Annotated in this window: 17 protein-coding genes and 2 riboswitches; of the genes, 12 read left to right on the forward strand and 5 right to left on the reverse strand. The window is 63.3% G+C overall.

From position 1 onward, the window contains the following. Positions 1–167: 167 nt before the first annotated feature. From cobM to ACI512_RS16185, 4 genes are all read right to left on the reverse strand, one after another. Complete coding sequence (gene cobM, locus ACI512_RS16170) at positions 168–914, reverse strand: precorrin-4 C(11)-methyltransferase (RefSeq protein WP_064053855.1); 747 nt, start codon at positions 912–914, stop codon at positions 168–170. Between the two features lie 69 nt (positions 915–983). Beyond that, complete coding sequence (locus tag ACI512_RS16175) at positions 984–1,376, reverse strand: cobalamin biosynthesis protein (protein WP_064053854.1); 393 nt, start codon at positions 1,374–1,376, stop codon at positions 984–986. Continuing rightward, a complete protein-coding gene (locus tag ACI512_RS16180) occupies positions 1,373–2,077 on the reverse strand; it encodes a CbtA family protein (protein ID WP_064053853.1) in 705 nt (234 codons plus the stop codon). The genes ACI512_RS16175 and ACI512_RS16180 overlap by 4 nt, the downstream gene beginning before the upstream one ends. 11 nt (positions 2,078–2,088) lie before the next feature. After that, the gene (locus ACI512_RS16185) at positions 2,089–2,277 is read right to left on the reverse strand and encodes a CbtB-domain containing protein (RefSeq protein ID WP_012723860.1); all 189 of its coding nucleotides are present in this window, start codon (positions 2,275–2,277) and stop codon (positions 2,089–2,091) included. A gap of 96 nt (positions 2,278–2,373) precedes the next feature. Beyond that, positions 2,374–2,580: riboswitch (cobalamin riboswitch) on the reverse strand. An 890-nt stretch (positions 2,581–3,470) separates the two neighbouring features. Then, positions 3,471–3,670: riboswitch (cobalamin riboswitch) on the forward strand. 92 nt (positions 3,671–3,762) lie between these two features. Here ACI512_RS16185 and cobW point away from each other — a divergent pair. From cobW to ACI512_RS16205, 4 genes are all read left to right on the forward strand, one after another. Beyond that, positions 3,763–4,824, forward strand: a complete 1,062-nt coding sequence (gene cobW, locus ACI512_RS16190; protein ID WP_405121215.1) for a cobalamin biosynthesis protein CobW — start codon at positions 3,763–3,765, stop codon at positions 4,822–4,824. Between the two features lie 3 nt (positions 4,825–4,827). Then, a complete protein-coding gene (cobN, locus tag ACI512_RS16195; protein WP_405121216.1) occupies positions 4,828–8,589 on the forward strand; it encodes a cobaltochelatase subunit CobN in 3,762 nt (1,253 codons plus the stop codon). Between the two features lie 219 nt (positions 8,590–8,808). Continuing rightward, entirely contained in the window at positions 8,809–9,807 is a 999-nt protein-coding gene (locus ACI512_RS16200; protein WP_012723863.1) for an ATP-binding protein, read from the forward strand. Between the two features lie 53 nt (positions 9,808–9,860). Next, entirely contained in the window at positions 9,861–10,463 is a 603-nt protein-coding gene (locus ACI512_RS16205; protein WP_236380594.1) for a VWA domain-containing protein, read from the forward strand. A 108-nt stretch (positions 10,464–10,571) separates the two neighbouring features. Here the strand turns inward: ACI512_RS16205 and ACI512_RS16210 are convergent, their stop codons facing one another. Then, entirely contained in the window at positions 10,572–11,519 is a 948-nt protein-coding gene (locus tag ACI512_RS16210; protein WP_236380593.1) for a DUF1853 family protein, read from the reverse strand. Between the two features lie 146 nt (positions 11,520–11,665). On the opposite strand from ACI512_RS16210, the gene ACI512_RS16215 reads away from it, so the two are divergent. The 8 genes from ACI512_RS16215 to pepN are packed head-to-tail and all read left to right on the forward strand — an operon-like array spanning position 11,666 to position 20,133. Then, positions 11,666–12,556, forward strand: coding sequence for an NAD(+) kinase (locus ACI512_RS16215; protein WP_003217892.1), 891 nt, complete (start codon positions 11,666–11,668; stop codon positions 12,554–12,556). Further along, positions 12,553–13,527 (forward strand): metallophosphoesterase, encoded by a 975-nt coding sequence (locus tag ACI512_RS16220; protein WP_375232514.1) that lies wholly within the window; start codon positions 12,553–12,555, stop codon positions 13,525–13,527. The genes ACI512_RS16215 and ACI512_RS16220 overlap by 4 nt, the downstream gene beginning before the upstream one ends. A 39-nt stretch (positions 13,528–13,566) precedes the next feature. Beyond that, positions 13,567–14,916: a 26S protease regulatory subunit gene (locus tag ACI512_RS16225; RefSeq protein ID WP_012723867.1), complete on the forward strand. Its 1,350-nt coding sequence runs from the start codon at positions 13,567–13,569 to the stop codon at positions 14,914–14,916. Further along, positions 14,916–15,401, forward strand: a complete 486-nt coding sequence (locus tag ACI512_RS16230; protein WP_122810660.1) for a hypothetical protein — start codon at positions 14,916–14,918, stop codon at positions 15,399–15,401. The genes ACI512_RS16225 and ACI512_RS16230 overlap by 1 nt, the downstream gene beginning before the upstream one ends. Beyond that, positions 15,401–16,324: a lipopolysaccharide assembly protein LapB gene (locus ACI512_RS16235; protein WP_064053847.1), complete on the forward strand. Its 924-nt coding sequence runs from the start codon at positions 15,401–15,403 to the stop codon at positions 16,322–16,324. Before ACI512_RS16230 ends, ACI512_RS16235 begins: the two co-directional genes overlap by 1 nt. A gap of 50 nt (positions 16,325–16,374) precedes the next feature. Next, positions 16,375–16,635, forward strand: a complete 261-nt coding sequence (locus ACI512_RS16240) for a YeaC family protein (RefSeq protein WP_012723870.1) — start codon at positions 16,375–16,377, stop codon at positions 16,633–16,635. Beyond that, a complete protein-coding gene (locus ACI512_RS16245) occupies positions 16,632–17,462 on the forward strand; it encodes a DUF2797 domain-containing protein (protein ID WP_012723871.1) in 831 nt (276 codons plus the stop codon). The genes ACI512_RS16240 and ACI512_RS16245 overlap by 4 nt, the downstream gene beginning before the upstream one ends. Before the next feature lie 13 nt (positions 17,463–17,475). Then, a complete protein-coding gene (pepN, locus tag ACI512_RS16250; RefSeq protein WP_043205254.1) occupies positions 17,476–20,133 on the forward strand; it encodes an aminopeptidase N in 2,658 nt (885 codons plus the stop codon). Positions 20,134–20,140: the final 7 nt, after the last annotated feature.

The following is a 20,140-nucleotide window of genomic DNA, read 5'->3' on the forward strand; positions in this document are numbered from 1 at the left end:
CAGAAAAACGGCGCCCCGTGAGCGCCGTTTTTTATGCTTAAAATTCAATGGCTTGCGTTAATTATCTAACAAACAAGATTAACTGTTGAAGTAAGCCCGCTCCGGCATTTTTATTTTAATTTATTAATTTAAATCAGCTGCTTGCGATTAAAAGTGCATGTTGATTGTCATGGTCGGTACAGATGCGCATGCCCGGCCCGGTACAGCGACGACTCACTGAAACTGTCACTCGCCAACACCCGGCCCACCACGATCAGCGCCGTGCGCCGAAACCCTTTCGCCGCCACCTTCCCGGCAATGTCACTCAGCGTGCCCACCGCCCAATCCTGGTCCGGCCAAGTCGCCCGGTGCACCACGGCAATCGGGCAATCGGCGCCATAGTGTGGCAACAGTTCGGCGACGATCTTTTCCAGGTGGTTGACCCCCAGGTGAATCGCCATGGTCGTGCCATGTCGCGCCAGGCTGTCGAAGTCTTCACCGGCGGGCATCGTGGTTTTATCGGCGTAGCGGGTCAGGATCACGCTCTGGGCGATGTCGGGCAGGGTCAGTTCCGTTTCCAACAACGCCGCACACGCCGCGACTGCGGTCACGCCGGGAATGATCTGGAATGGGATACCCCACTCGCGCAGATGGCGGATCTGTTCGCCAATCGCCCCATACAGGCTCGGGTCGCCGGAGTGCACGCGGGCGACGTCCTGGCCTTTGGCATGGGCGGTCTTGATCAGGTCGATGATCTGTTCCAGATGCAGTTCGGCGCTGTTGACCACGGTTTCTGCCTGATGTCCTTCCAGCACGGCAGCGGGTACCAGCGAGCCGGCATAGATGATCACCGGGCAACTGCGGATCAGCCGCTGGCCTTTGACGGTGATCAATTCCGGGTCGCCGGGGCCTGCGCCGATGAAGTAGACGGTCATGGTGATTCCTGTCGAAAAACGGGCGAGCATGAATATTGTTCATGATCGGGAAGGGCAATTATCGGGATTTCAGCCGGCGCAAGCCAATGCAAAGGTGGCCTGCGCGTTTTTTTTGCGCGTGATCAGCAGGCGGGCAGGGGCGTCAGCAAGGTGTTCGGCGAGTGCCAGGGCGGCGCTTTCGGCGATGCCGTAACAGCCGGTATGGGCAAAGGCGATCGCGGATTTGTGGCTCAGGCGGTCTGCGAAAGGCGCCAGTTGTTCTGCGCTGAAACAACGCAGCGGCAGGTTCAGGGCCGCGGCCAGTGCCAGTAGCCCCGGTTCATCCTGTTTGCGCGCGATACTGGCCAGTGCGGTGATGCGCTGGCGCTCGATACCGCCCTCGGCCAGGGCGGCATCAAACAGGCCCAGCAGGGTATGAACATCACAGCCGCGCTGGCAGCCCAGGCCGACCACCAGGGTCATGCGGAGTATTGATCGTCGCGGTTGCGGCGGAACAGCCAGGCGCTGATCAGGCCCAAGGCCAGCCAGAACGCGACGTTGGTCAACTGCGAAGCGATCTTGAACTGTGCTTCCAGGGCTTGCGGTGCCAGCATCGAATGCACCTCAGGCTGCGGCGCGCCGATTACGTGCGGTACTGCAAGGATCGCCACGCCCAGCACTTTCAGCAACCCGTTGCGACCGAACACGATCAAAGCGATACCTGCGGCGGTAGAGGCGGCGGTGCCGATCCACCACGTCTGGCGCAGCGCCAGGTCGGCGGCGGCGGTGCCTGGCAGCTCGGGCGGCAGGCCCATTGTCGGCGCCAGTACAAAGGTTGCATAACCGGCCAGGCCCCAGAGCAGGCCTTGAGCCGTACGGGTCGGTGCGCGCAGGGTGTACAGGCCGGCCAGCATCAGGGCGAAACCGACGGCGACCACCAGGTTGCCGCCCGTGGTGGACAGCACGCGCTGCCAGCCATCTTCCGGCTCCCAGGCTTCGGCGTCGTGGGTATGCGCGGCAGCACCGGCAGCGTGTTCATGCGTCACTTCAGTGACGGTTGGGGCCTTTTCAAAGGTTTCCGCCTGCAGAATCAGCGGGGCGACCCAGAAGCTTTGCAGCAGGGTGAGCAGCAGGGCGGCCAGGAGACCGGTGAAACCTGCGGTTTGCGCAATACGCTTGATCATGTCGGCAGGTCTCAGTGGCACGGGAACGCGGCGCTGTGGCGGGTATCGTGGGCGGCGTTGTGCACGGCCTCGATGTGCGAGAAACCGGCGAAGTACACCAGGCACGCGCCGAGGATCGACGCGCCGATGGCGGCGGTCAGGCGTTGGCTCAACGTAGAGGTGCTGCTGGCGGAGTGCGAGGTGCTGCTGATGATCGACATGGCGCGTCCCTTTCAGGTGTCAGGGTGAAACGAGCGCATGAAAACCCCGCGAGCCAGGCACGCAGATTTCTGAACAGCGCCCGCCCACCGCGGGTTTGTTATCTGATTTTTTCGGGCCGGTCTCCGGGCTTGCGAGGGGCTCAATGCCTGAAAACGTCGCCTTCCCATGCCGGCTGGCACAGTGGATATGACGTTTCGCTCGCTTACCGTTGCGGGGGCAGCACCGGACTGTCATGCGTGTGTGCATGAGTCACCGGTTTCCCGTTTCACCCTTTGCAGGGCACCCGAAACAAGATGTGTAGGAGAGCATGGGGGTGGGAGGGGAGTCAATTGGGGATGTGGGTACATATCCGTTATTTGGGTAACGGCGGCTTATGGTTCCGCTCTTACAGCGGGTCACTTTGGAAAAGAGCCCCAAAGTAACCAAAGGGCTCTTGCCCCAACACTCGGCACCTCGCTTAGGCTCGGTGTGCCCTCACTCCGGCTTGAATCCGTGGGCCGCCGCCACGCGCCATCCATGGCGCGGGGCGGCTAACCCGGCGTCCTGCCGGGTTACCCACGGATTCAAGCCTGCGTTCGGCCAGCGTGTTTGACGGGGCGCCTGAGATCAAGATCAAGATCAAAAGCAAGAGCACGGCGGCCTAGTAGCCGACCTGAGTGGTTGGATCAAAAGCAGGTACGTGTAAGAGCTGGCTTGCTCTCGATGGCGGTGTGTCAGCTGATGCAGTTGTGGCTGTCACCCTGCAATCGGGGGCAAGCCCCCTCCCACATTTAGACCGCGATCAACAGACGCAACTCCGGTCGGCTTTAAGGCCGCCGCGTTTGCCTTTGCTCTACACCACTCAAGCCGGCTGTCAGGCCGCTGTGCTTTTGCTTTTGCTTTTGATCTTAGGCGCCCCGTTAAACACGCTGGCCGGAATTCGACAGGGATTTGGGGGGTAAACCGGCAGGGATGCCGGTTTAGCCGCCCCGCGCCATGGATGGCGCGTGGCGGCGGCCCCCCAAATACCTGTCGGATTACGGGCACACCGAGCCTAAGCGAGGTGCCGAGTGTTGGGGCAAGAGCCTTTTGGTTACTTTTGGGCTCCTTTCAAAAGTGACCCGCCGTAAGGGCGGAACCCATATCTGCCGTTACCGCAGCAACGGATATGTACCCAACCCAACCCCATCATTGACCATCCCCCAAGCACTGCGTAGCCTTGCACCCTCGAGGTTCTTCGGCCCAGGCCGAAGCTAAGAAGGGAACGCGGTCCAAGCCGCGGCTGCCCCCGCAACTGTAAAGGGTTCATCTGACTGCCACGCCACTGCCACCAGGCGGGAAGGCGCAGCCAGCGCCGGTCGCAAGACCCGCAAGCCCCAAGCCAGGAGACCTGCCTCGTAACCGATTTTCCACTTCAACCGGGCGGGGTGATCCGGTGACGAAATCCGCTGCTGCGCGCCGTCGCAGGGCCTATCGTCCCGTATGCCCGCCCCCAAGGGCATCCGATGAAAACACTGGCCAAACTTCCCGTCACCATCGTTACCGGCTTTCTCGGCTCGGGCAAAACCACCTTGCTGCGCCATATGCTCGACAACGCCCAGGGCCGTCGCATCGCGGTGATCGTCAATGAATTCGGCGAGTTGGGCATCGACGGTGACATCCTCAAGCAGTGCTCCATCGGTTGCACCGAAGAAGAAGCCAACGGCCGCGTCTACGAGCTGGCCAACGGCTGCCTGTGCTGCACCGTGCAGGAAGAATTCTTCCCGGTGATGCGCGAATTGGTCGCCCGTCGCGGCGACCTTGACCATATCCTCATCGAAACCTCCGGCCTGGCCCTGCCAAAACCCTTGGTGCAAGCCTTCCAGTGGCCGGAAATCCGCAGTGCCTGCACCGTTGACGCGGTGATCACCGTGGTCGACAGCCCAGCCGTGGCCGCAGGCACGTTCGCCGCGTTCCCGGACCAGGTCGATGCCCAGCGCAAACTCGACCCGAACCTCGACCACGAATCGCCACTGCACGAGCTGTTTGCCGACCAGTTGGCCAGTGCCGACCTGGTCATCCTCAATAAAGCCGACCTGATCAGCGCCGAAGACCTGGCCCGCGTGCGCCTGGAAGTCGCCGAAGAACTGCCGCCGGCGGTGAAGATCATCGAAGCCAGCAGCGGTCGCCTGCCGTTGGACGTGCTGATCGGCCTGGGCGCCGGTGCCGAAGAGCATATCGACGGTCGCCACAGCCATCACGATCATCACCACGACGGTGAAGACGATCACGATCACGATGCGTTTGACTCCATCTCCATCGACCTGCCGCAAGCCGACGAAGCGCTGCTGCTCGACGCCCTGACGCAATTGGTGGTGCAGCACGGCATCCTGCGTGTCAAAGGTTTCGCCGCGATCCCGAACAAGCCAATGCGTCTGCTGATCCAGGGCGTGGGCACGCGTTTCGACAAGCATTTCGACCGCGCGTGGGGCGCCGACGAAGCGCGCATCACGCGCCTGGTGCTGATCGGCCAGGACCTGGATGCGACAGGTCTCGAAGCGCAACTGCGCGCAGCCCTCAGCGTTTAACCCATGCACCTGCTCAGGACTCAGCCCGGTGGTTTTGTCTCGGACGACAATATTGCCGACCTTGGCCAAACCCCCGCTGAACTGGTGATCCTGTGCAGCGGTGATTCCAGCCTGGCGCTGTTGGCCGAAGCGGCCCAGCAGTTGCCCGACGACTACCCCAGCTTGCGCCTGGCCAACCCGATGCAGGTGCAGAACCATGCCTCGGTCGACCTGTACGTCGATGAGGTGCTGCGCCACGCCAAGGTCATCCTGATTTCGCTGCATGGCGGCATCGGTTATTGGCGCTACGGCATCGAGCGCTTGGTGGAGTTGGCCGAGCGTGGCGTGCAGTTGATCCTGGTACCGGGGGATGATCGCCCGGACCCGGAGCTCAGCGCCTTGAGTACCGTCGGCGCAGAAGAGCGTGATCGCCTCTGGCAGTTCCTGCGCCAGGGCGGCCTGGGCAATGCCTTGGATTTCTATCGCTGCCTGGCCAGTGGTTACCTGGGCCGCGACTACGCCTGGGAAGCGCCGCACACCCTGCCGCGCACGGCGATTTATCATCCCCGTCACGCCAATGCCCGTCTGACCGATTGGCAGGCCGACTGGAACGCTGACTGGCCGGTGGCGGCGGTGCTGTTTTATCGCTCGCATTTGCAGGCGGCCAATACCGGTTTTATCGATGTGTTCTGCCAGCGTTTGCAGGCGGCGGGCCTCAACCCGTTGCCGATGGCGGTGGCCAGTTTGAAAGAGCCGGGCTGCCTGACGGTGGTCGAGGACTGGCTGGATGAGGTCGGCGCGGCGGTGATCCTGAACACCACCGGCTTTGCCCAGTCCAGCCCCGAAGCGCCGCACCTGCGTCCGTTTCGCCGCAATATCCCGGTGATCCAGGCGATCTGCGCCCAGGACAACCAGCCCGGCTGGGAAGCCAGCGAGCAAGGCCTCGGCCCGCGTGACCTGGCCATGCACATTGCCTTGCCGGAGCTGGACGGGCGCATTATCAGCCGGCCGATCAGTTTCAAGGACCTGGCCTGGCGCAGCGAGCGCAGCCAGTCGGATGTGGTGTGCTACCGCGCCGCACCTGAGCGCATGGATTTTGTCGCTGAGCTGGCGCGGCGTTGGGTCGAGCTGGCGCGGGTGCCGAATGCGGATAAACGCATTGCGCTGATCCTTGCCAACTACCCGACCCGCGACGGCCGGATCGGTAACGGCGTGGGCCTGGATACCCCGGCCGCCGCGCTGAATATCCTGCGTGCCCTGCAAGCCGAAGGCTATCCGCTGCCGGACACCTTGCCCGACAGCGGCACGGCGTTGATCCACGACCTGTTGGGCGGTGTCACCAACGACCTGGACAGCCTCGACCTGCGCCCGTGCCATCAAAGCCTGGGGCTGGATGACTACGAGGTGCTGTTCCAGCGCTTGCCCGAGGCCAATCGCCAGGCGGTGCTGGAACGCTGGGGCCCGCCGCAGAACGACCCGATGTGCCGCGACGGTCGCATGATGATCGCCGGCCTGCGCCTGGGCCTGACCTTTGTCGGCATCCAACCGGCGCGGGGTTATCAGGTGGACGCCAGCGCGGTGTATCACGATCCGGACTTGGTGCCGCCTCACGCGTACTTGGCGTTTTACTTTTGGCTGCGCCACACCTACGGCGCCCATGGCGTGATCCATGTGGGCAAGCACGGCAACCTCGAATGGCTGCCGGGCAAGGGTGTGGGCCTGTCGGAGAACTGCTGGCCCGACGCGCTGCTGGGGCCGCTGCCGAATATTTACCCGTTTATCGTCAACGACCCGGGCGAGGGCGCCCAAGCCAAGCGGCGCACGCAGGCGGTGATCATCGATCACCTGATGCCGCCGCTGACCCGTGCCGAAACCTACGGCCCACTGCGCAACCTGGAGTTGTTGGCCGACGAGTATTACGAAGCGCAATTGCTCGACCCGCGCCGCGCCCTGGCGTTGCAGAAAGACATCCTCGCGCTGGTGCGTGAAACCCGCATCGACCAGGAGCTGGAGCTGGAGAGCGATGCCGACGCGGCCGTGTGGCTGCCGCGCCTGGACACCTACCTGTGCGACCTGAAGGAGTCGCAGATCCGCGACGGCCTGCACATTTTTGGCGAGTCGCCCGCCGGCCGCTTGCGTATCGACACCTTGCTGGCTTTGCTGCGCATCCCGCGTGGCGATGGCCGTGGCCCGCAGTCGAGTGTGCTGCGGGTGCTGGCCAAGGCGTTTGACTTGGGTTTCGACCCGCTGGACTGCGCCCTGGCCGAACCCTGGACCGGACGGCGTCCCGAGGTGTTGCAGAAGATCGACGCTCAGTTGTGGCGCACTGCCGGTGATACCCGCGAGCGCCTGGAGCTGTACGCGGCGCGGTTGATCGAGCAGGCGTTGGAAGGGCCGCTGGAACAGTTGGAAGAGCCCGGCTGGGAAGACGTGAAAGCCGTGATCGAAAGCCTGCGTATCGTCGTGGCGCCACGCCTGGACGCCTGTGGCCCGGCGGAAATGCGCGGGCTGCTGGACGCCTTGGGCGGCCGTTTCGTGCCCGCTGGCCCCAGCGGTGCGCCGAGTCGCGGGCGTTTGGATGTGCTGCCCACCGGACGCAACTTTTTCAGCGTCGACGTGCGCAACCTGCCCACCACCACCGCCTGGCGCATCGGTTTCCAGTCGGCCAACCTGATTCTGGAGCGACACCTCCAGGACCATGGCGACCATCTGCGCCAGCTCGGCCTGTCGGTATGGGGCACCGCGACCATGCGTACCGGTGGCGATGATATCGCCCAGGCCATGGCACTGATGGGCGTGCGCCCGGTGTGGGCGACGGGCAGCCAGCGCGTGGATGACTTCGAGATTCTGCCGATCAGCTTGCTGGACCGGCCGCGCGTTGACGTGACGCTGCGGGTGTCCGGCTTCTTCCGGGATGCCTTCGCTAACCTGATCCGCCTGTTCGATGCAGCGGTGCAGGCGGTGGCCGCGCTCGACGAACCGGACGCTATGAACCCGTTGGCGGCCAAGGTGCGCAGTGAGCGCGAGGCCTTGCTGGCGTCCGGCCTGGACGCAGAGGCTGCGGCGAAACAGGCCGGCTGGCGCATCTTCGGTGCCAAGCCTGGCGCCTATGGCGCGGGTGTGCAGGGCGCGATCGACGGGCGCCTGTGGCAGAGCCGCGAAGACCTGGCCGAGGTCTACCTGAACTGGGGCGGCTACGCGTATGGCGGCGCCGACGAGGGCACCGCCGCCCGCGAACAGTTCGCCCAGCGGTTGAGCCAGGTGCAGGCCGTTTTGCAGAACCAGGACAACCGCGAGCACGACCTGCTTGATTCCAATGATTACTACCAATTCCAGGGCGGCATGCTCGCCGCCGTGGAAACCCTGAGCGGTGACAAGGCTGCCAGCTACCATGGCGACCATAGCCAGCCGGACCTGCCGAAGATCCGTACCTTGAAGGAAGAGCTGAACCGGGTGATCCGTTCCCGCGCCGCCAACCCCAAGTGGATCGAAGGCGTGAAGCGCCATGGCTATAAAGGTGCGTTCGAGATGGCGGCGACCGTGGACAACCTGTTTGCGTTCGACGCCACTACCGCGCTGATTGACGATCACCAATACGCCTTGTTGGCCGACGCCTATTTGCTCGACCCCGACACCCGGGCCTTTGTGCAACAGCACAACCCGGATGCACTGCGCGATATGACCGAACGCATGCTGGAAGCCCAGCAGCGTGGGATGTGGCAAGAGCCGGGGGCGTACCGTGAGGCGTTGGAAAACCTGTTGCTGGATATAGAAGAAGACAATTGATAGCGCGCCAGACGCACTTTTGTAGTGAGCGGGCTTGCCCCGCGCTGGGCTGCGAAGCGGCCCTGACAAGGTCACCTCATTTTTTCAGGTATAACGCGGTGTATCGCAGGGGGGGGCGGCTTCGCCGCCCAGCGCGGGGCAAGCCCGCTCACCACAGGGCAAGCCTGCTCACCACAGGGCAAGCCCGTTCACCACAGGCAGGATTTAAAGAGAATTCGCATGACTGATATTCCCCATTTTCCGCTGTCCGCCGTGGTCGGCGCCGACGACCTGAAACTGGCGCTGTGCCTGACCGCCATCGACCCAAAGATCGGTGGCGTGCTGATCGAAGGCCCGCGCGGCATGGCCAAGTCGACCCTGGCGCGCGGCCTCGCGGACCTGTTGGCCAGCGGACAGTTCGTGACCTTGCCGTTGGGCGCCACCGAAGAGCGCCTGGTGGGCACACTGGACCTGGACGCCGCATTGGGCGAGGGCCGTGCGCAATTTTCACCCGGCGTATTGGCCAAGGCTGACGGCGGCGTGTTGTATGTCGACGAGGTCAACTTGCTACCCGATCACCTGGTGGACCTGCTGTTGGACGTGGCGGCGAGCGGCACCAACCTGATCGAGCGCGACGGCATTTCCCATCGCCATTCGGCGCGGTTTGTGCTGATCGGCACCATGAACCCGGAGGAGGGCGAGTTGCGCCCGCAACTGCTCGACCGCTTTGGTTTCAACGTGGCGTTGAGCGGGCAGACCTTGCCGACCGAGCGCGGGCAGATCATCCGTCGGCGGTTGGATTTCGACAGCGATCCCGCGGTGTTCTGCGTGCAATGGTCGGAGCCTCAAGCAGCCTTGCGCGAACGTTGTACCCAGGCGCGGGCGCGGCTCGACAGTATCGAGTTGGATGACCGGGCGCTGGCGCAGATCACCGAGCGGTGCTTCGCCGCCGGTGTCGACGGCCTGCGCGCGGACCTTGTCTGGCTGCGAGGCGCGAGGGCGCATGCCGCATGGCGGGGGGCCAACGCCATCGCCGAGGAAGATATCGAAGCCGTTGCCGAGTTTGCCCTGCGCCATCGCCGTCAGGAGCAAGCGCCACCGTCCAGCCCGCCTCCTGAAGGCCAGGCACCGAAACCGTCGGACACCTCGCCCGGCCAAGGCCAATGGGGTGATATGCCCGCCCCGGCGTTACCCACCGGCGCTCGTCGGGATGTGCCCGCCTGGCCAAAAAAGCCCTAGGCATTCGCCCCCGGCCTGACGCGGGGGCGGATGCCCGGCCCAAGGCAGGGCGATTGGACAGCGGCAGGCACGGCAAGGCACGCAGCGCCAAGCAAGGCGCGATCAATTGGCCGGGCACTTTGCTCGGTGGTCGGCCGCAATCGCGAGAGGACGTGCTGTTTCACCTGCGCAGTCGTGCGGCCCATGAGCTGTGGCTGGTGATTGTCGATGCGTCGGCGTCTACACGGCGGCATCGGGCGTTAACCGACGCCAAGGGCTTGTTGGCGCAATTATTTGATGACGCTTACCGCCAACGGGCACGGATGGCGTTGTTGACCGCGAGCGGGCCAGTGCCGAAGTGGCAGGTACAGGGGTTGAAAGCGGCCAAGGGCTTGGCGGGCTGGCTGGAGCAGTTAGGGGCGGGCGGTGGCACGCCATTGCTGGCGGCATTGACCGAAGCCGGGGAATGGCTGGCGGTACGGCGCAAGCGATATCCGGCTGAGCGGCAGCGCTTGCTGGTGATTACTGACGGGCGACTCAAGGATATTAACGGGTTGTCGCTGCTGGCGTGTCCGGGGTTGTTGGTGGATATCGAGCGCGGGCCGATCAGGTTGGGTCGGGCTCGGGAGTTGGCGATCAGGTTGCAGTTGGAGTATCGGCATATCGATCAGCTGTAGTGCCTGGGCAACCGCTATCGGGGTGCAAGCCGCCTCCCACAGAAGAAATGTGCTCACCTGTGGGAGGGGGCTTGCCCCCGATGAGGCCCTGAAACTCACTACAAAAACTCAGCCAGCCCCCGGCACATTCGGCCAAAGATCCGCCACCAGGAATAACCGCTCAGCTTCCTCCCAATCCTCACCCACCTGCACCAGCCGCACCAGCAACTGCGCCGGTGCCATCGGGTCCAGGTCGGCCAGCCAGCCCTGCATCCGCGCTTCACTCCACACCTCATCCGCCGCGTAATGCGCCGGCGCCAACCACGCATGCCGGGGCAGGGGTTGCCAGTAGCCCGGTGCGCTGGCGCTGACAAATGCCTGCCAATCACGCTGATGCAGCCAACGCCCACGCAAATGCTGGGGATGGGCGCCAACGGGCGCCTGGGCTTGGCCAGGCCAGGGATACAGCAGATAACCGCCCAGCCACAAGTGCGCGTCGAATTGTTGGATGTCCAGCGCTTCCAGCGCCTCACGGCTTTCCGCCCGCGCTGAAATCGGCAGTTGATGCTGGGCCAGATGCGCGAGCTTGCGGTCCAGTCGGTCATGGCAGCCCGGACCCAGCCATTGCGCGGCGTCCTGGCCGTTGCCGTCTTGCGGCCCGAGATAGAGTTTGATCGCCAGTTCCAGGTGATGCACGCCATCACGGTCGCGCAGCAGCATGTCCAGCTCGCCGAGGGTATGCCCGGCGCGGCGGATCGGCAGGTTGGCCGCCAACAGCTCCACGCCCGGCGCATGCTGCACGGCGAATTGCCACAGGCGCTCGTAATACAGTCCCAGGCGTCGGGTGCGCGACAGGTTCAGCCACTGCTGCAGGGCGCTGCTGTCCTGGTCCAATTGTCGCAGCCAGTGTTCGAGCCGATGCGGCGCTTGCACCCAGTCGCTGCCGGTCAGCGGGTGGCGCTGCGGCCACGGCGTTTGCGCGAGCATCGGCGGGGCAAGCATCACCCACGCCAGGTCGCGCACTTCGGGGTGGCGCAGCTGGCGGGGCAGGTTGTGCAGATCGGGGAACACAGTCATGGTCCGAGCATAGCCTTTTAACGACGGTGCAGGGGGCCGAGAACCATTGTCATCAAGGCTTCACGGCGACAAAGGATTTTGCCTGACGCGGCCTTTCGCCCATAATCGTTCTTTTTTCGCCGCACCCCACATCCCGCAGGAGCCCCATGGAGCAATTTCGCAATATCGGCATTATCGGTCGCCTGGGCAGTACCCAGGTGCTGGACACCGTCCGCCGGCTGAAAAAATTCCTGCTGGAACGCCACCTGCATGTGATCCTTGAAGACACCATCGCTGAAATTCTGCCGGGCCACGGCCTGCAGACCTCGTCGCGCAAGATGCTCGGTGAAGTCTGCGACATGGTCATCGTGGTCGGCGGCGACGGCAGCCTGTTGGGCGCCGCTCGCGCGCTGGCGCGGCACAATGTGCCGGTGCTGGGGATCAACCGGGGCAGCCTGGGTTTCCTCACCGACATCCGCCCGGATGAGCTGGAAGTTGAAGTGGCCAAGGTGCTCGACGGCCATTACCTGGTGGAGAACCGCTTCCTGCTGCAAGCTGAAGTGCGCCGTCACGGCGAGGCCATCGGCCAGGGCGACGCCTTGAATGACGTGGTGCTGCACCCCGGCAAATCGACGCGGATGATCGAGTTCGAGCTGTATATCGACGGCCAGTTCGTGTGCAGCCAGAAGGCCGACGGCCTGATCGTCGCCACGCCCACCGGCTCTACGGCCTACGCGCTCTCGGCGGGTGGCCCGATCATGCATCCCAAGCTGGATGCCATTGTGATCGTGCCGATGTATCCCCATATGTTGTCGAGCCGGCCGATTGTGGTCGACGGGAACAGTGAGCTGAAAATCGTGGTGTCCAAAGACATGCAGATCTACCCGCAAGTCTCCTGCGACGGGCAGAACCATTTTACCTGCGCCCCCGGTGACACCATCACCGTGAGCAAGAAGGCACAGAAGTTGCGGTTGATCCACCCGCTGGACCACAACTATTACGAAGTGTGCCGCACCAAGCTGGGCTGGGGCAGCCGCTTGGGGGGTGGAGGCGACTGATGCTCGATCCCGCGCGTAGCTACGACCTGATTGGTGACGTGCACGGTTGCGCCCATACCCTTGAGCATTTGCTCGACCGGCTGGGCTACCACAAGCAGGGCGGCACCTGGCGCCATCCGTCGCGCATGGCGGTGTTCCTCGGCGATATCATCGACCGTGGCCCACGCATCCGCGAGGCGCTGCATATCGTCCACGACATGGCTGAGGCCGGCCAGGCGCTGTGCATCATGGGCAACCACGAATTCAACGCCTTGGGTTGGAGCACACCGGCACCGCCAGGCAGTGGCAAGCAGTTTGTGCGTGAGCACAGCCCACGGCATGCGCGGTTGATCCAGGAAACCCTGACCCAGTTCGAACACCACCCGGACGATTGGCACGACTTCCTCGGCTGGTTCTATGACATGCCGCTGTTTGTCGACGCCGGGCGTTTCCGCGTGGTGCACGCGTGCTGGGACGAGGGCTTTATCCAGCCGCTGCGCGCGACCTTCCCCGACGGCTGCATCGACCAGCACTTCCTGCAGGCCGCCGCCGTGCCGGGCAGTTTTGCCTGCAACGCCTTCGACCGCCTGCTGCGCGGCACCGATATGCGCCTGCCGGATGGCCTCACGCTGACCGGTGGCGACGGCCTGACGCGTTCGTTCTTCCGCACCAAGTTCTGGGAAGACGACCCGAAAACCTATGGCGACATCGTGTTCCAGCCCGACGCCTTGCCGGAGCCGGTGGCGCGTACGCCGTTGTCGTCCACCGAAAAGAATTCCCTGCTGCGCTATGGCGTCGACGAGCCCTTGCTGTTCGTCGGGCATTACTGGCGCAGCGGCAAGCCGGCGCCGATCCGCGACAACCTGGCCTGCCTGGACTACAGCGCGGTGCTGTACGGCAAGCTGGTGGCGTACCGCCTGGACCAGGAAACCCGTCTCGACCCGCGCAAGTTCGTGTGGGTCGATGTCGAGCGGCCGGAGGTGCTCACATGAGCCTCCTGCGCACCGCAACCGCACTTTTGAGGAACCTCCATGGATGATTCGACGTTCGACCAGCTGGAGGCCGCGCTGTCCGCTGCCCCCGGCAACGTCGCACTGCTGACCCTGTTGCTGGGCGCCAGCCTTGAGCGTGGTGAACACGCGCGTGGGTTGAAGCTGTTGCCGGCCGACCTTGAGCAATGGCCAGAGGCCGCAGCCTTGAAGCTGGCGGCGGCGCAACTGTTGCTGGCCGATGGGCAAGCGCAGAAGGCGTTGCCCTTGATCGAAGGTGCAGACCCCGCTGCGCGCCTGCTCAAGGCCCGTGCCTTGGCGGCACTGGAGCGCCTCAAGGAAGCCCAGGTGGAATACCGCGCAGCGGTGGACGCCAACCCGGCCCTGGAAGACATGGCGTTGTGGCGCCGCCTGAATGTGTCGGTGGTGGACTTCCCTGGCGCCGAGGGCCGCCCGCGGCTGCGCGTGATCTCCAATGACGACACCGACCAGAGCGAAGTCGTGCGCCTGCTGGTGCCGGAAAACGAAACCCTGACCTTCGATGATATCGGCGGTCTGGATGAGCTGAAAAAGACCATCCATAAAAAGATCATCCTGCCGTACCAGAAACCGGGCCTGTTCCAGCGCTTTCGCAAGAAAGTCGGCGGCGGGGTGCTGCTGTACGGCCCGCCGGGCTGCGGCAAGACCATGCTGGCCCGCGCGACGGCGGGGGAATGCAAGGCGACGTTTTTCAACGTGGCGATTTCCGATGTGCTGGATATGTACATCGGCGAGTCCGAACGCAAGTTGCACGCGCTGTTCGAGCAGGCGCGGGCCCAGGCGCCGGCGGTGATGTTTTTCGACGAGGTTGAAGCGCTCGGTGGCAAACGCGCCAATACCCGCGAGTCGACCTCGTCCAAGCTGGTGAGCCAGTTCCTCTCCGAGATGGACGGTTTTACCAATGACAACCACGGCGTACTGATCCTTGCCGCGACCAACGTGCCGTGGTCGGTCGACTCGGCATTCCGCCGCCCCGGCCGGTTTGACCGCGTACTGTTTGTGCCGCCACCGGATCGCCCGGCGCGGGAGGCGATGCTCAAGGCGATGATGAAAGGCCGCCCCATGGCTGACGACATCGACTTTGCCTTCTTGGCCAAGAACACCTCGGGCTTCTCCGGCGCCGACCTCAGCGAGCTGGTGGAAACCGCCGCCGACGAGGCCATTGAAGCATCTATCGAGAGTGGCGCCGAGCAGTCGATCTGTGACCGGCATTTCAAGCACGCCTTGAAAGAAGTGCGCGCCACCACCCTGGAATGGCTGACCACGGCGCGTAACTACGCGCGGTATGCCAATGAAGGCAACCAGTACGACGAAGTGCTGGCCTTCCTCGACAAACACGGGAAGGGTCGCTGATGGCGCAGTACGGTGGGTATCGCATCGAAGATGAACCGCGCCCGGGCGCCTTGGCCAAATGGGCGGTCTCGCCGTTCTGGCCGCTGCTGGGCCTGATGCTGGGCGGTGCCTGGCTGGGCTTGCCGTGGTTTGTGTTCAACTCCATCGCCGTCGGCAGCCCGACGCGGGTGCGCGAATGGGTGCTGGCCGGCGTGGCACTGCTGGGCAGCATTGTGATCGGTTTTGTATTGCTGCAACTGGTGGGCGCCGGTTATCTGCAAACCCAGGCGCAAATCCAATACGCGTTGCTGGTGCTGGTGGTGTGGAAACTCACCCTGGGTTACCTGCTGTATATGCAGCAAAACGCGACCATCGAGATTTACCAGTACTACGGCGGCGAGCTGAGCCGCTTTGGTTTTCCCTTGGCGTTGATTGGTGGCTTCGTGCTCAAAGGCATGGTCGTCAAATGGCTGCCGTACACCCTGTGGTACCTGGTGGTGAGCTGATGAATACCGACTATCTGCTGCAACTGGCCTACCAGCGCCTGCAGGCTGACCACAATGACGGCGCCATCGACGCACTGCGCCAACTGCTGGCCAGCGATCCGCATTCCGCCGAGGCGCATGCCTTGCTGGCGATCTGCTTGATGAACATGCGCCGCGTGCATGCCGCCAAGCGCGAAGTGCAACTGGCCCTGGCCGCCGACGCGCAGCTGCCGCTGTCCCACTATGCCGCCGCGCAAGTAGCGATTGCCTTGCGCAAGTTCAAGCTGGCTCAGGAACACGTGAGCCAACTGCTGGACATGGAACCGCTGAACCCGGCGTATTACCGTTGCCAGGCCGAGTTGTACCAGCTTACCGGACGCCTGGCGCAGAGCCGCGAGCCGCTGGAAAAAGCCTTGCAACTGGGCCCCGACGACCCCGCCAACCTGGTGGCCCTGGCGCAGTTCCACCGTGCTAGCAGCCAGTGGGACCAGGCGTACCAGTTCGCCCGCCAGGCCTTGCAGGCTGACCCGGCGAATGCGGCAGCGGTGGTGGTGCTCGGTCACCTGTTGTTGCGTGAAGGGGATATCAATGGCGCCCGTGACCACGCGATCTGGGCCTTGCAGGAGAACGCTACCAACGTCGCCGCGCTGCACCTGCTCACGGCAGTCAAGGCACGCAGCAATGTGTTCCTCGGCACCTGGTGGCGTTTCAATAGCTGGATGAACGAGCGCAGCGCCACCCGCGCCATCATCCTGCTGTTGTGCATGTTCGTGGTCTACCGTGTCGTAGTGATTACGCTGACGGACCAGGGCTATCCGCAAGTGGCGGAGATGGTCAACTGGTTGTGGCTGGCGTTTGCCGCCTACACCTTCGCGGCGCCGCAGATCTTCCGGCGCTTGCTGGACAAAGAGCTTGTACAGGTCAAGCTCTCCAAGGAATTCTGACGGGCCGCGCCCGTCAACCCTGTACTCGCTGAACCTCAGAGGCTGTTCACATGTCATCTTTTGCTGAAATGATCGAAAACATCACCCCGGACATCTACGAGAGCCTCAAGCTCGCCGTGGAAATCGGCAAGTGGTCCGATGGCCGCAAGCTCACCGCCGAGCAGCGCGAGCTGTCGTTGCAGGCGATGATCGCCTGGGAACTCCAGAACCTGCCGGAAGAGCAGCGCACCGGTTACATGGGCCCGCAGGAATGCCAGTCGAAATCGACCACCGTGCCGAACATCCTGTTCAAGTCGGATGCGATCCATTGATTGAAATTGGTCGCGGTGCAGTCAGCAAGATGTCGGTGCAACTCGGTGAGCCGACCGTTCAATACGCGTTTCGCCTCGGCGATACGGAGGTGCCGGTCAACCCGTTGATCGGCACTCACGTGCGCCTGGAATACCTCGGCGCCATTCATTGCAGCCATTGCGGCCGCAAGACCAAGACCAGCTTCAGCCAGGGCTATTGCTACCCGTGCATGACCAAGCTGGCCCAGTGTGACCTGTGCATCATGAGCCCCGAGCGTTGCCATTACGACGCCGGCACCTGCCGCGATCCAGGCTGGGGCGAGAAATTCTGCATGACCGACCATGTGGTGTACCTGGCGAATTCGTCGGGGATCAAGGTCGGCATTACCCGCGCCACCCAGTTGCCGACGCGCTGGCTAGACCAGGGGGCGAGCCAGGCGTTGCCGATCATGCGCGTGGCCACCCGCCAGCAATCGGGCTTCGTCGAGGACCTGTTCCGCAGCCAGGTGGCCGACAAAACCAACTGGCGTGCACTGCTCAAGGGCGATGCGCAATCGGTCGACCTCAAGCAGGTGCGTGACGACCTGTTCGCCTCCTGCGCCGAAGGCTTGGTGAGTCTGCAGGAACGCTTTGGCTTGCAGGCCATCCAAACGATTGCCGACATTGAACCGATCGAAATCCGTTATCCGGTCGAGCAGTACCCGACCAAGATCGTCAGCTTCAACCTGGACAAGAACCCGATAGCCGAAGGCACGCTGCTGGGGATCAAGGGCCAATACCTGATCTTCGACACCGGCGTTATCAATATTCGTAAGTACACGGCCTACCAGCTCGCCGTGCATCAGTAGAAGGATGCCACCCATGCGCACCGAACAACCGAAGATGATTTACCTGAAGGACTATCAGGCGCCGGACTACCTGATCGACGAGACGCACCTGACCTTCGAGTTGTTCGAGGACCACAGCCTGGTCCACGCGCAACTGGTGATGCGCCGCAACCCTGAGCGCGGCGCCGGTTTGCCGCCGCTGGTGCTGGACGGCCAGCAACTGGAGCTGTTGAGTGTCAACTTGGCCGATCAGGAACTGACGGCCGATGATTATCAACTGACCGACAGTCACCTGACGGTGCATCCCAAGAGCGAGACTTTTACCCTTGATACCACGGTAAAAATCCACCCGGAAACCAACACGGCCCTGGAAGGCCTGTACAAATCCGGCAGCATGTTCTGCACCCAGTGCGAGGCCGAAGGCTTCCGCAAGATCACCTACTACCTCGACCGCCCGGACGTGATGAGCACGTTCACCACCACGGTGATCGCCGAGCAACATCGCTACCCGATCCTGCTGTCCAACGGCAACCCCATCGCCAGCGGTCCCGGCGAAGACGGCCGTCATTGGGCGACCTGGGAAGACCCGTTCAAGAAGCCTGCCTACCTGTTCGCGTTGGTGGCCGGTGACCTGTGGTGTGTCGAAGACACCTTCACCACCATGACGGACCGTGAAGTGGCACTGCGCATCTACGTCGAGCCGGAAAACATCGACAAGTGCCAGCACGCGATGACCAGCCTCAAGAAGTCGATGCGCTGGGACGAAGAAACCTATGGCCGCGAGTACGACCTCGACATCTTCATGATCGTCGCGGTGAACGACTTCAACATGGGCGCCATGGAGAACAAGGGCCTCAACATCTTCAACTCCAGCGCCGTGCTGGCCCGCGCCGAAACCGCCACCGACGCCGCGCACCAGCGGGTCGAGGCGATCGTTGCCCACGAATACTTCCACAACTGGTCGGGCAACCGCGTGACCTGTCGCGACTGGTTCCAGCTGTCGCTCAAGGAAGGCTTCACCGTGTTCCGTGATTCGGGCTTCTCGGCCGACATGAACTCGGCCACGGTCAAGCGTATCCAGGATGTGGCGTACCTGCGTACCCACCAGTTCGCCGAAGACGCCGGCCCGATGGCCCACGCGGTGCGCCCGGACAGCTTTATCGAGATCTCCAACTTCTACACCCTGACGGTGTACGAAAAGGGCTCGGAAGTGGTCGGCATGATCCATACCTTGCTCGGTGCCGAAGGCTTCCGCAAAGGCAGCGACCTGTACTTTGAACGCCATGACGGCCAGGCCGTGACCTGCGACGACTTCATCAAGGCCATGGAAGACGCGAACGGCGCCGACCTGAGCCAGTTCAAGCGCTGGTACAGCCAGGCCGGTACGCCGCGCCTGGCGGTGAGCGAGTCTTACGACGCCGCGGCCAAGACCTACAGCCTGACCTTTCGCCAGAGCTGCCCGGAAACCCCGGACAAGGTGGAAAAACTGCCGTTCGTGATCCCGGTGGAGCTGGGCTTGCTGGACGGGCAGGGCGCAGGTATTGCCTTGCGCCTGGCCGGCGAGGCGACTGCGGGTGCCACCTCGCGGGTGATTTCGGTGACCGAGGCCGAGCAGACCTTCACCTTCGTTGATATCCCGGAGCAGCCGTTGCCTTCGCTGCTGCGCGGTTTCTCGGCGCCGGTGAAGCTGAGCTTCCCGTACAGCCGTGACCAACTGATGTTCCTGATGCAGCATGACAGCGACGGCTTCAACCGCTGGGATGCCGGCCAGCAGTTGTCGGTGCAGGTGTTGCAGGAACTGGTTGCCCAGCATCAACAAGGCCAGGCCTTGAAGATGGATCAGCGCTTGATCACTGCGTTGCGCAGTGTGCTGAGCGACGAGCGTCTGGACCAGGCGATGGTGGCGGAAATGCTGTCGCTGCCGGGTGAAGCCTACCTGACTGAAATCAGCGAAGTGGCGGATGTGGACGCCATCCATGCGGCCCGTGAGTTTGCCCGCAAGCAACTGGCGGACAACCTGCATGAAGCGCTGTGGTTGCGTTACCAGGCCAATCGCGCGCTGTCCAAGCAAACGCCGTACGTGGCGGCGGCTGAGCACTTTGCCCGGCGCGCATTGCAGAACATCGCGTTGTCTTACCTGATGCTCAGCGGCAAGCCGGACGTGTTGGCGGCGACACTGGAACAGTTCGACACCAGCGACAACATGACCGAGCGCCTGACCGCGCTGGCGGTGTTGGTGAATTCGCCGTTCGAAGCGCAGAAGGCCCAGGCATTGGCGGTGTTTGCCGAAAACTTCAAGGACAACCCATTGGTCATGGACCAGTGGTTCAGCGTGCAGGCCGGCAGCACGTTGCCGGGTGGGCTGGAGCGCGTCAAGGCGTTGATGGAGCACCCGGCGTTCACCCTGAAGAACCCGAACAAGGTGCGCGCATTGATCGGCGCATTTGCCGGGCAGAACCTGATCAACTTCCATGCGGCGGATGGCTCGGGCTACCGCTTCCTGGCGGACCTGGTGATCCAGTTGAACAGCTTCAATCCGCAAATCGCCTCGCGCCAGTTGGCGCCGCTGACCCGCTGGCGCAAATACGACAGCGCGCGTCAGGCGCTGATGAAGGCGGAACTGGAGCGCATTCTGGCGTCCGGCGAGTTGTCGAGTGATGTGTTTGAGGTGGTCAGCAAGAGCCTTGCGTAAGCGGCAG

The organism is Pseudomonas petroselini (assembly GCF_045037875.1).
GTDB classification, from domain to species: Bacteria; Pseudomonadota; Gammaproteobacteria; order Pseudomonadales; family Pseudomonadaceae; genus Aquipseudomonas; species Aquipseudomonas petroselini.

Coding starts and splice junctions, on each gene's coding strand:
- ACI512_RS16200 (WP_012723863.1), top strand. CDS start 8,809: ATGACTGATATTCCCCATTTTCCGCTGTCCGCCGTGGTCGGCGCCGAC.
- ACI512_RS16235 (WP_064053847.1), top strand. CDS start 15,401: ATGAATACCGACTATCTGCTGCAACTGGCCTACCAGCGCCTGCAGGCT.
- ACI512_RS16185 (WP_012723860.1), bottom strand. CDS start 2,277: ATGTCGATCATCAGCAGCACCTCGCACTCCGCCAGCAGCACCTCTACG.
- ACI512_RS16175 (WP_064053854.1), bottom strand. CDS start 1,376: ATGACCCTGGTGGTCGGCCTGGGCTGCCAGCGCGGCTGTGATGTTCAT.
- ACI512_RS16215 (WP_003217892.1), top strand. CDS start 11,666: ATGGAGCAATTTCGCAATATCGGCATTATCGGTCGCCTGGGCAGTACC.
- pepN (WP_043205254.1), top strand. CDS start 17,476: ATGCGCACCGAACAACCGAAGATGATTTACCTGAAGGACTATCAGGCG.
- cobM (WP_064053855.1), bottom strand. CDS start 914: ATGACCGTCTACTTCATCGGCGCAGGCCCCGGCGACCCGGAATTGATC.
- cobW (WP_405121215.1), top strand. CDS start 3,763: ATGAAAACACTGGCCAAACTTCCCGTCACCATCGTTACCGGCTTTCTC.
- ACI512_RS16240 (WP_012723870.1), top strand. CDS start 16,375: ATGTCATCTTTTGCTGAAATGATCGAAAACATCACCCCGGACATCTAC.
- ACI512_RS16230 (WP_122810660.1), top strand. CDS start 14,916: ATGGCGCAGTACGGTGGGTATCGCATCGAAGATGAACCGCGCCCGGGC.
- ACI512_RS16225 (WP_012723867.1), top strand. CDS start 13,567: ATGGATGATTCGACGTTCGACCAGCTGGAGGCCGCGCTGTCCGCTGCC.
- ACI512_RS16210 (WP_236380593.1), bottom strand. CDS start 11,519: ATGACTGTGTTCCCCGATCTGCACAACCTGCCCCGCCAGCTGCGCCAC.
- ACI512_RS16180 (WP_064053853.1), bottom strand. CDS start 2,077: ATGATCAAGCGTATTGCGCAAACCGCAGGTTTCACCGGTCTCCTGGCC.
- cobN (WP_405121216.1), top strand. CDS start 4,828: ATGCACCTGCTCAGGACTCAGCCCGGTGGTTTTGTCTCGGACGACAAT.